This is a genomic window from Thermogemmatispora aurantia, from assembly GCF_008974285.1.
Taxonomy (GTDB): Bacteria; Chloroflexota; Ktedonobacteria; order Ktedonobacterales; family Ktedonobacteraceae; genus Thermogemmatispora; species Thermogemmatispora aurantia.
In genome coordinates this window covers 769,452-780,280 of record NZ_BKZV01000002.1, presented here as the reverse complement: position 1 = coordinate 780,280, position 10,829 = coordinate 769,452, and the positions used below count along the sequence as shown (strand labels likewise).

The following is a 10,829-nucleotide window of genomic DNA, read 5'->3' as shown; positions in this document are numbered from 1 at the left end:
GCGAGGCGGTCCCTCTTGCTGCCGCTGTTGCCGCTCCTGCTGTTCGCTTCGAGCATCTCGGCACCCGGCGTTCCACGCAGCGATGCTCGAAGGGCCTCACAAGCCACCGCAGGGCCACAGGGGCTGGCATCATTGCCGTACAAAAGCGGTCACTACTGACCGCTTTTTTGGGATGCTCGAAACGACTTGACGGAGGCCGCTCCTGATGCTACTCTAGAGAGGGGGCTGTCAGAACCTCGCTTAAGCCCGTTGAGGGATTGAAAGCTTCTTGAAAAGGCTGTCAGGGAATTGGAGCAAATTAGGGTCAGAACCTCGCTTAAGCCCGTTGAGGGATTGAAAGCATTGTTGAGGTTTATGCCGCGTCAGCAGAAGCAAGGTCAGAACCTCGCTTAAGCCCGTTGAGGGATTGAAAGCGACAGCACGCAGGAGTTGCCGGCAGAGCTGCCGCTCATACGGTCAGAACCTCGCTTAAGCCCGTTGAGGGATTGAAAGAGCTGGAAAAAATCAGGGAGGCTCTCCATGACGCAAGGTCAGAACCTCGCTTAAGCCCGTTGAGGGATTGAAAGATTCTCGGCTGGTACCACCTCCGAGCGACGATTTCCTGGGTCAGAACCTCGCTTAAGCCCGTTGAGGGATTGAAAGCCTCAGTCAGCAGCATCTGCTCCATCTGGTCAGCGAGTCAGAACCTCGCTTAAGCCCGTTGAGGGATTGAAAGCAATCAGAAAGAGTGAGTCCATATAAATTGCCCAGGTCAGAACCTCGCTTAAGCCCGTTGAGGGATTGAAAGAGCCACGTCCATCCCGTCCTGCGGAGGGGACTGTCAGAGTCAGAACCTCGCTTAAGCCCGTTGAGGGATTGAAAGTATAATGCGGCTCGGTTGATCGGTCATGCGGAGAATCCAGTCAGAACCTCGCTTAAGCCCGTTGAGGGATTGAAAGACAATCGATTTCATCCGCTCAGTGGGAGGGAGCACGTCAGAACCTCGCTTAAGCCCGTTGAGGGATTGAAAGTCCTGGGCAAGTCGAACCACGTCCCGTGGCGCCGCGTCAGAACCTCGCTTAAGCCCGTTGAGGGATTGAAAGTCATACTGAAATGCTTTAATTGGTATTGATACATAGTACAGTCAGAACCTCGCTTAAGCCCGTTGAGGGATTGAAAGTTCTTGTTCTCAATGAGCAGGAGACCCTGCTCAATCTGGTCAGAACCTCGCTTAAGCCCGTTGAGGGATTGAAAGCTTCTTCGAAACAGCGCTCGCATGCAGGATTTTTGTCAGAACCTCGCTTAAGCCCGTTGAGGGATTGAAAGTTCTGGTGGACCAAGCGGGTCAATGTTTGGGATGTCGTCAGAACCTCGCTTAAGCCCGTTGAGGGATTGAAAGAAGGTCAACTGCTGCAGCGCTCCTGACAACGCATCGTCAGAACCTCGCTTAAGCCCGTTGAGGGATTGAAAGAAGAGGAACAGCGCGCTTTTGTCAAAGACCTCTTAAGGTCAGAACCTCGCTTAAGCCCGTTGAGGGATTGAAAGTTGACAAATTGCCGAATGATCTGAGCAAAAAGAGCAAGCGTCAGAACCTCGCTTAAGCCCGTTGAGGGATTGAAAGGTCATCGGCGCCGGCGGCCTCGAATGCGACGGATATGTCAGAACCGCGCTTAAGCCCGTTGAGGGATTGAAAGGCACAGTCTTCTAGAGAGATAGGAGGGACTAATTCCCCGTCAGAACCGCGCTTAAGCCCGTTGAGGGATTGAAAGTTCAAATGGCCCCTGTGGCCAGCCAGGTTGTTCTTGTCAGAACCGCGCTTAAGCCCGTTGAGGGATTGAAAGTTCATCTTCCTGACACCACCGTAGCCAGATCTGCGTCAGTCAGAACCGCGCTTAAGCCCGTTGAGGGATTGAAAGAGGAGATTCTGGAGCTGCTGCCGGCCCCGACCCGCTGGGTCAGAACCGCGCTTAAGCCCGTTGAGGGATTGAAAGCATACCCGGCGGTAATGACTCGATTGCCAGATCCGTGTGTCAGAACCGCGCTTAAGCCCGTTGAGGGATTGAAAGTGTTCTTGAATTTTTCTAGCTATGATATATTTTGAGTCAGAACCGCGCTTAAGCCCGTTGAGGGATTGAAACACTTGCTAGAAGTTGCTGGCATCGTGCTGGCTCAACGTCAGAACCGCGCTTAAGCCCGTTGAGGGATTGAAAGTTCGATGCCCTGCATGCCAAGGCGTGCATCGACAAGGTCAGAACCGCGCTTAAGCCCGTTGAGGGATTGAAAGTTCGATGCCCTGCATGCCAAGGCGTGCATCGACAAGGTCAGAACCGCGCTTAAGCCCGTTGAGGGATTGAAACACTTGCTAGAAGTTGCTGGCATCGTGCTGGCTCAACGTCAGAACCGCGCTTAAGCCCGTTGAGGGATTGAAAGTGGCTGAGCAATTCGTGGCTGATCATTTGCTGTGCCTGGTCAGAACCGCGCTTAAGCCCGTTGAGGGATTGAAAGTTACCAGCAGGTGGGCATTGCGATCCCTGATGAAATAGCGTCAGAACCGCGCTTAAGCCCGTTGAGGGATTGAAAGGTAACAGGGCTAGCTCTTGTCCAGCAATACCTTCGTTCGTCAGAACCGCGCTTAAGCCCGTTGAGGGATTGAAAGTGGCTCAAGGAGGAGCCGCCTGCCGCTGCAAAAGTTGGTCAGAACCGCGCTTAAGCCCGTTGAGGGATTGAGAGGAGGGATTGAAACCATCGGCACAAACCGGGCGCGCCCGGCAAGCCTGGCCTCGCTCTACGACGAGACCAGGCTTGCATCAGAAGGCCGCTCAAGCCCGCTAAGGGATTGAAACAGTGGAGAAAGGGCTGGTGTTTTCCTGGTTGGAAGAGGATACAGAGCAGTGGCCTGACCGATCGCCCCCTAGGAGAAGTAGAGGCGCTCTTCGCGTGGTGGCTCGCCCCCCACGGTGACAACGCGCTTCACACAGGCCTGGCAGAGAGGATAGATGCGGACACTATCCTCCCGCTCATTCAGGTGAGCTGCCAGGCGCGCACGGAGCAGCACAAGCTCTTTCCTGGTCAGGAAGCACTCGAATACCGAATACTGGGTCCATTTGCCAAAGCCACAGAGGAGCTTGTGTACACGAGCGCGGCGCCGATCATCAGCGATATCGTAGGCAATGACATAGCAGCAAGTATCATGGGGTCCCATACGGTTACCTCACCAGGAACGGCTGATAGTGCGTGATCTCCCCAGTCAGGTACTTGGCCAGCAGACGCGCCTGCAACTCAAGGCAGCGCATGTAACTCACGCGATAGCCGAACACGGGATGGGTAATTTCCTCGTGAAAGCGCTCTTCGAGGGCAGCTAAAAAGCGCTTTTTTGGCTCTTTCTTGAGGCGATACGTGCCAAGCAGCTCCTCGAAATCGTCTCGTCTCACCATGTGCTTATTCAGCAATTTCACCACGACGGAGTCGACGATGAGGGGACGAAACTCCTCCATGAGATCGAGGGCCAACGCCGGACGACCATAGCCACTACTGTGGAGATAGCCGATATAGGGATCAAAGCCAACCAGCTGGACCGCCCCCGTGAGGCGGTTCGCCAGGATGGTGTAACCATAACTCAGCAGGGCATTGACGGGATCGGTCGGGGGACGCCTGGTGCGGCCCGGAAAGCACCAGATGTCAGGCTCCACCAGCATCTGCGGAAAAGCAGCGTAGTAGAGGGCGCTGCCTTGTCCTTCGATGCCTAGCAGCGTTTCCAAAGGGGTGCCACCGATCCCATGATCACCTGTGCTGAGACGGGGCAGTGAAGAAGAGGAGACCGCTGCAGGCAGCTTGTGGAGCGACTCGATGATTGCCGCGAGATCCTTCAGGACCGCAGGTGACTGATTGGGAAAGCGCCGCTGGAGCAGACGCCGCTGATTCGACAGTTTCCCTCTGACAAAACAGGAGGCCAGCAAGAGCCGCCGCTGCAGATCGTGATGGGCCTGATGCTGAGCAATCCGCAAGAGCGCATTTTTCGAAGCCTCTGGAATCAGCGATCCCTGGAAACTCCCGTGCTCCCGCACGAAGTGCACAGGGATCTTGCGCTCTAGCAAGAGGTCTAGCGCAGCTGCTGTCAACGTGACATCTCCCATCACCACGACCTCATCCACCTTGATGAGAGGTATACGTTTTTTGATCAAAGCCGTTTTCTGTTCTCCATCGACCAGACGTTGCTCAGGAATGTGGATCAACAGGCAATCTTCCGTGTCTCGTTTTACCAGGCTATGGGCCTCCATCAGATAGAGCGTAGACACCTTCCGCTCCTTTCCTTATATTCACTGGATTACCATTGATGATAAGTAGTGGCTTTTCAGAAGATTTCAAGCAGAGATTTCGTCGCATTTCCCCGCTCTTGTTGTTCCTGGAGAGCGCGGACCTCCTCAGGTAAGCAGATCGGTAACAGACTGCAGTCGCGGCAACGCCTGGCAGTTTTCCCCTGAAGCGGAGCCGGTGGGCGCGGCTCTCTGGCCAGCGCCAGAGCAAGCTGAATACTTTCCAGGGTTTTCTGACGGAGCTCGGGGAGAAACAGAACCTGCTCACGTCGTCGTGAACCAAAGTAAAAAAGGTAGCCGTGCGAGAGCGGCGCCAGGTGCGGGAGATATTCCTCCAGACAGAGAGCTTGAGCGCAGAGCTGGATATGGTCGTTGAGCCAGCGTCCCTCTCGCCCACGCTTGTATTCGACAGGCACCAGCTTGCCCGCCTCCTCTTCAAGCGCGTCCAGGTAGCCAGCTATGTGCAGGCGCTCGCTAGCGAGATAGAGGCGGTGGATGCGTTCCACACCTTTCTCGGCAAATACTGCAGGCTGATCTACCCGTTGGTGCAGGAGCTGACCCTCTAGCACCAAAGCATTCACCAGCATTTCTGCCTGAACATACTCATAGTAGAAGCGTCTTGGACAATACTCCAAGGCATTCAGCGCGGAAAAGGGAACCATTATCTGCTCCCGTAACTCAAGGGAGCTCGGAGTGGTGGGCGACTGCATCTTCCTCCCTCACTGGTTCATTGGCGATCAAGCGCACTGGCCACAGTATCGCTGGCAGACGGTAGCTCCGCTGGCGAAAGGACGTTCAGACAGCGGGCCTGCCCCATACCCATTGCCGTTTTGTAGCCCACCCCACTGAAGAGGGCCAGGCGAGCAAGTGAGGTCAGCCAGCGCGCTTGTGCTGCACCCCTCGGCCCTTTCACTTCATAGGTGATGCGTCCCAGAAAGCCCGTCTGTCCAAAGCGACTGGAGGGCAGGTACTGAGTGCGAAGCTCGTACTGAGACACAATCAGATGGTCTGCACACCAGTCAGCGATCTCTTGGGGGGTCAGACCAGCGGCAGCCAGGCGCAGGCGCTCCGGAGCGAAGAGATCCCAGGAACGTGCCAGACTTTCGAAGACAGCAGCCGGCTCAGGAAAGAGCGTCAGCAGCTTCCCCCAGGAGCGCTGCCCTCTGCTAAAGGCGGTGGGACTGGCGAATTCAAAGGCATAGTGCTCCTGAACCTCCTGCTCGCGGGCCAACTCCTCGAAGGAAGTGACGGCTACCCACGATGGCCCCTCATGTATCGGATCAGGAGCAGCCAGCATACGTGTCACGAGAAGCGGTGTCTGCTCAACGGTCAGAGAGAGCTGCCGGGCCTGTTGAAGACAGGCCCGGAGAATAGCCTGTACCAGTCGCTCATCTAAGAGGGTCAGACGCAGCCAGTAGCGTTCCCCTGGTCGCACAGGCACTGGTTGCAGGTGGCTGGTGGCAATCTGTAGCTCCTTCACACTGAGCTGGCGGAAACCCCAGAGCAAACTGAGGGTGTAGGGGCGACGCTGGTTAGGCTGGTGCAGCCAGGCCGACAGTTCAGGGTCAACCTGGCGCACCAACTGCAAGAAAGCCGCCTGGAGCTGCGGGCCACAACTGGGCGTCAGCCAGCCCGGCTCTACTGGCTCTAGCCGCAGCAACATCGAGACCAATGGACCCTGTTCATTGCCGATAGATGCTGAAGACACAGTTCTCCTCCTCTCTTTTGCTCATTGCTCAGCACGCTGCTCCCTGCTTTTCTCGCTGACTACGGCTGGCGGCGCGAGGCCGTGCCGCTCTGTCTCTGTACTCTTCTTCCTTGTGCTGCCTCTCGCTTTCGCCTTAGAAGAAGAGCGGATCGCTCTCTCCCTGCTGTCCTCGCCGTCGATCACGCTCCAGGGCCCAGCGAGGGATCTCCGCCGCAAGCTGCCAGGCGAGTGGACCCAGCACAGCCTGGTAACGCGCCGTCCGATCAGCGAAGGAGATGTCCAGCGCCACAGGGAAGAAGCGCGCTTTCTGGCGCAGCGCTATGAGCCAGGCGACAGTACTGCTCTTCTCTGCGGCCACGAAGGCAGGAACAAAACGCTCCTGGAAACAGCTACGCACGCAGGCAGGGAGACCGGTATCATCATTGATGAACTGCGGTCGCAGGCCCCAGAGGGCAGCAGGCCGGTAGGCCCACGCTGCTTCCCACTCTGCTTGTGAGTGCTCCGGCACCTCCAGACGCAGCCCCACCTGTCGCGGTTTCTCGCGTAAGGTCTGCAGGCGGCAGAAAAGGACCACCTCCTCTGGAATGCTGACCTGCCGCTGCTGCTCCTTGGGGAAGCAGGCCTGCTGCCAGTCCTGCGCTGTGGAATAGAAGGTCGCATCATAGGAGCGCAGAATGTGGAAGAGATCATAGGAGGTCACGTCCTCGTCTGACAGCCAGTGCTGGGGATCGAAGACCAGCACCTGGGGCGTCTCGAAGCCCTCGCGAAAGGTCCAGCGGGCATGCTCTCGAAAGTAGATGCTCAGATCCTCTTTGAGCCAGAGAAGCGCCTCCCGACTGCTCCGAGGCCGCTCTTGACGCTTCTGGAGTATAGACAGGATGCGCTTCTCGAAGGCCCTCAGATAGGGGATCAGCGGGTCATCCTGCTTCGGCTCCCGTCTGTCGAGGAGAGCGGCGAACCGCTCAAAGGCGGCAGCGGGAATATGGGTGAAGCCTCCATAAACCTCGGCCCGTTCTTCATACTCTCTCAGCCAGGCGCGTAACTGACGATAGGTCAATGGGCGCTGGCGCTGCCCATCTTCGCCGACAAACAACTGCTGCAGATCCTGCAAAAAGCTGTCGAGCAGGGGCAACTCCTCATCTGCCATCCCCTGACCCAGCAGCCCGAGTGTGCGGAAGAATTCCGCGATCACGCCGCTGCGCACATAGGCGGTCAGATCCTGCCGCGTCGGCATCTGGGCCGCCAGCTTCGCCAGTGTCGCCCGGTCAATCGTCTTCCCATCCCTGGACGGGTCAGGGCGGCTTTCTGACGCAGCATTCCCTCCTCCCAGATGGCCCTCGAAGAGCCGATAGGTCTCCTGGTCCACAACGACCCAGGCACGGCAGGGGCCACAGTCCTCTCCTGCAGGCAAGGCCAGGACCCTCCCAACGCGACCCAGGCGCTGGAGCAGTTCATCGCCCGACCAGGCGTCGAACAGCAGGAAGTCGAGCGAAGGCCGTGGCTTGCGTGTAGCGGTGGGAGGGATGCCCTGCCCTGCTCGCGTGCGCTCAAAGTTGTAGCCAATATCTACTGTGGGCGTGGCCAGAATCAATTGGCACTCGCGGGCCTCCTCACGTGCCTGAGTACCCTGGGGACCAGTAATGCGGCCAATACGCTCGCCGGCGGCTGGCCAGCGCGCACGTAGCTCGCGATAGATCAGATTGATGGTGCGCAGCGAGTTGGAGAGAATGGCCCCTTCGACGGGGAAGCCATCGGCAGGCTGGGCCTCCAGGAGCTGGCGCAGCCTCGGCCACAGGTGCTGAACCAGACTCAGCAGTGCATCGCCGGTCTGACGCTGGGTGCCCTGGCCTCCGCCCAGCTCGCCAGCACTGTAGATCTCCAGCTCAACAGCGGTCAATGCTCGTACCGGTCGCACTTTGTCCGCCCACGCCTTGGGGACAGGGTCTTGTGGCTCAATCCACTCGGTCTTGATCCCGAGCTGCTCCAGAAAGCGGCGCATTGCTGGCGAAGGGGTGGCCGTCAACAGACAGATCTGGCGAGGGCTGTCGAGGACATCGGAGTTGCTGAAGTAGCCGCAGAAGGCAGACAGCTTCAAAAAGAAGAGGAAGGCGGCGAGTTGCCGGGGACTGTAGTAGTGGACCTCATCGATGATCACCAGGCCAAAGTTCCGCAGCAGATCGGTCAGCAGCTCCCCGCGGTCAAAGCGATTGTAGGAAGCGGTCAGGATGTAATAGAAAATGTCGGGGTTGGTCACAAAGATGGTGGCCTGCGCCGTCGAGACATCTTCCTGCCGGGCCGTGACCGGATCGCTGAGCAGCTGACGCAGGTGCCAGCCACGCCGAGACCGCTCTTCAGCAGGCAGCTTCTGCCAGCTCTTCTGCAGATGGTCGCGCGTCACGGGGATCACCTGGTAGGGTAGTCCATAACGCCGACAGAACTCGCTGGCGCTGCGCACGTGTTGGTCGATCAGTTCGTTGGTGGGGGCGATGAATAAGGTGTCCCCCAGGCGCGGCGTCAACTGGTCCAGGCCGATCTGGCGCACACGCCCCAGTAAGCGCAGCAGAGCCCCCAGGGTTTTGCCTGTGCCGGTGGCATGGGTATTGATCACCAGCGGCGCGCTAGCCTGGTACATGCGCCACTGATGGTAGAGGAGCCGGCTCTCCTCCTCTGGTGAGGCGCCACCGCTCTGGCCTGCTCCCTGTTCTGGCCTGGCGGGAGGGACGGAACCGGTGAGGGCGAGCGGGTGCTCGCCCAACCAGAGGCGCTCGTCGTACGGCTGCACGGTGACGGTCAGCATGGGGTCTGGTCTCCTTCTTGCTTGACTGCTCTGCCCATATTCAGGGCAGGGTTTCGACGCCGTAGTGCATCCCGGCGGGCAAGTGGACCACTTCGCCGCCAGGCAACCGTCCAGTCCAGAAGGGTCCCCGCAAGCGGGCCTGACGCACCAGGGGCGCCGGAGGAATATTGTAGAGGGTGAAGCTGCGGAGCGTAGAGAGCATGGCGTCCGGCAAATCGGCGGCGTTCAAAAAGAAGTCGACGACCTGCTCTTGCTCCTGCGGCTCCGACGTGAGCAGGTGCAGTGGCTGCCAGTCAAGGCGGGCCTTGCTGTTAAACTTGCCCAGGCGGATATAGCGCGGCAGGGCAGGCGCGGCCTCCCCAGGCAGGAGCACGTAGAAGCGTGCCCGGCTCTCGGCGGCCAGCAGACGGATCTTGCCAGCCTGGGGAAAGTTCATGGCCCGCGCTTTGCGGCTGCGCTCCAGGGCAATGGCGTTCTGATCAAAACGGAAGTAGTAGCTATCCGACTGGGCGTTGAACTGGCTAAAGGCGAAGCGCAGACGACCGGGCAGAAAGGTCGCCGGCGTCACGTAGCGACCCTGGCGATTCAGCGGCAGCAGATCCTGCTTATAGCGTGGCGGACCATCCCAGTTGTAGGGAGACACACACCAGCCCAGGGCATAGGTCAGGGCATAGTTGCCGATCACTGGTTCGGTCTCGTAGAGCAGGCCCACCTCGCGGCTGGCAAAAAAGGTATGCTCCAGCAGGGTCAGGTCAACCTGATAGATGGCAAGCGTCATAGCAATCCTCCTGGCAGGAAGAGGGGAGCAGTGATGTGACCACCCTGGTCCCACGGCCTGCGCGTCTCTGGCTGGACCGCTGGCGGCCCCCTCTGCCCCTCTTCGCCCACGCCACTTTACGGGAGATCTTTGTAGCTCGCCGTGACCTCCTCCAGCAGGCCCTTCAACCGCTCCGGCTCGCGATAGAGCATCAGGGTCTCCTCCAGCAGACGGCCCAGGGCTTCACCGCGCACGACCAACGGCGGGCGCCCAACCAGGTCGCGCAAGAGCGTATCGGTTGCCTGCTGGACGCAGCGTTCAACCAGGGCATCATTGAGGGGGACATCCAATTCGTTCCCCCCTTGTGCCTCCAACAGCAGATCATAAACCTCCTGGGTCAGTTCGAGATTCGAAAAGATCTCAGTATCGCTGAATATCACTGCCGTGATCATATTGCGTACACGCCCCTGACGGCTGCTGATGGCGCCGTAGCGGCTGCTGCGCAGGATATTGCCAAGCACGTATTGGAACTCTCCCGGCGTGACATCCTTGAGCGTCTCGGTATCGAGAAAATGGGTCTCGGGCAAGACATACTCGTCTTCGTTGATGGAGGTCGAGGGTTTCCCGTCGAAGGGATTGCGCATTGTCCCGTTATCGAAGGTGGCGTTGAAGGTGCGCGTGCCGGTCACCAGGCTGGCTGGAGCCAGCGAGTAGGCGTCATCGGTCATCACGCGGCTCTTCTGCGCGCCACCGCCACCGGCGGCATAACCATAGACCATACAGTCGATGCACTTGCCACAAGGGGCATTGGTGTTGAGTGCGCAGGGGCGCTGCTCGCGTCCGACCGTCACCGTTCCTAGCAGACCATGCTCGCGCAGCAGCTCGCGCCCGACGCGGCGCTCGACGGCGGTCTGTTTCCGCTTGCTGATGACCACGCGCTGGATCGGTTCGCGCGTGGCCTCCCGGCGACCGGCGGTCACCAGCTCTTTTACAAGGCCCTCGCCACTGCCTTCCGTACGGAAGATTGTCTCTGACTCGGTTTTGCGGATCAGGATGACGCTGACGTAGCGGCCATGCGGAAAGTTATCGTAGCGCTCCAGCAGATACTCGCGATAGTGATTGAGCACGGTGAATGTTGAGGTGACGCTCATGGACGAATACCATCCTTTCTTCGGTGATGGATACGCTGGGCATGTTGCTTCTCTTGCACTCTCTTCTTCTGAGCAAGGTGCGACCTCGAGGCGGCGTGGCCTTGCTCACGCGGCGCAGCCTGGG

7 protein-coding genes and 1 CRISPR repeat array are annotated in these 10,829 nt (G+C 58.8%); all 7 genes read right to left on the bottom strand.

Annotated elements, in window-relative coordinates:
- Positions 1 to 227: 227 nt before the first annotated feature.
- Positions 228 to 2,709: direct repeats of the CRISPR family, unit length 37 nt; unit sequence GTCAGAACCTCGCTTAAGCCCGTTGAGGGATTGAAAG.
- 181 nt (positions 2,710 to 2,890) lie between these two features.
- On the bottom strand, positions 2,891 to 3,181 hold the full coding sequence (cas2, locus tag KTAU_RS09790; RefSeq protein WP_069805840.1) for a CRISPR-associated endonuclease Cas2: 291 nt from the start codon (positions 3,179 to 3,181) through the stop codon (positions 2,891 to 2,893).
- Between the two features lie 4 nt (positions 3,182 to 3,185).
- Complete coding sequence (gene cas1d, locus KTAU_RS09785; RefSeq protein ID WP_151728201.1) at positions 3,186 to 4,274, bottom strand: type I-D CRISPR-associated endonuclease Cas1d; 1,089 nt, start codon at positions 4,272 to 4,274, stop codon at positions 3,186 to 3,188.
- 56 nt (positions 4,275 to 4,330) lie between these two features.
- Positions 4,331 to 4,954, bottom strand: coding sequence for a CRISPR-associated protein Cas4 (gene cas4 / locus KTAU_RS09780; protein ID WP_069805841.1), 624 nt, complete (start codon positions 4,952 to 4,954; stop codon positions 4,331 to 4,333).
- A gap of 65 nt (positions 4,955 to 5,019) precedes the next feature.
- Positions 5,020 to 6,000: a CRISPR-associated endoribonuclease Cas6 gene (gene cas6 / locus KTAU_RS09775; RefSeq protein WP_151728200.1), complete on the bottom strand. Its 981-nt coding sequence runs from the start codon at positions 5,998 to 6,000 to the stop codon at positions 5,020 to 5,022.
- A 133-nt stretch (positions 6,001 to 6,133) separates the two neighbouring features.
- A complete protein-coding gene (gene cas3, locus KTAU_RS09770) occupies positions 6,134 to 8,797 on the bottom strand; it encodes a type I-D CRISPR-associated helicase Cas3' (protein WP_151728199.1) in 2,664 nt (887 codons plus the stop codon).
- 40 nt (positions 8,798 to 8,837) lie between these two features.
- Entirely contained in the window at positions 8,838 to 9,575 is a 738-nt protein-coding gene (cas5d, locus tag KTAU_RS09765) for a type I-D CRISPR-associated protein Cas5/Csc1 (protein WP_151728198.1), read from the bottom strand.
- 116 nt (positions 9,576 to 9,691) lie between these two features.
- Positions 9,692 to 10,705 (bottom strand): type I-D CRISPR-associated protein Cas7/Csc2, encoded by a 1,014-nt coding sequence (cas7d, locus tag KTAU_RS09760; protein WP_151728197.1) that lies wholly within the window; start codon positions 10,703 to 10,705, stop codon positions 9,692 to 9,694.
- Positions 10,706 to 10,829: the final 124 nt, after the last annotated feature.

Bases quoted from the DNA above. Each gene is read 5' to 3' on its own strand.
- cas2 (WP_069805840.1), bottom strand. From the start codon at position 3,181: ATGGGACCCCATGATACTTGCTGCTATGTCATTGCCTACGATATCGCT.
- cas4 (WP_069805841.1), bottom strand. From the start codon at position 4,954: ATGGTTCCCTTTTCCGCGCTGAATGCCTTGGAGTATTGTCCAAGACGC.
- cas3 (WP_151728199.1), bottom strand. From the start codon at position 8,797: ATGCTGACCGTCACCGTGCAGCCGTACGACGAGCGCCTCTGGTTGGGC.
- cas5d (WP_151728198.1), bottom strand. From the start codon at position 9,575: ATGACGCTTGCCATCTATCAGGTTGACCTGACCCTGCTGGAGCATACC.
- cas7d (WP_151728197.1), bottom strand. From the start codon at position 10,705: ATGAGCGTCACCTCAACATTCACCGTGCTCAATCACTATCGCGAGTAT.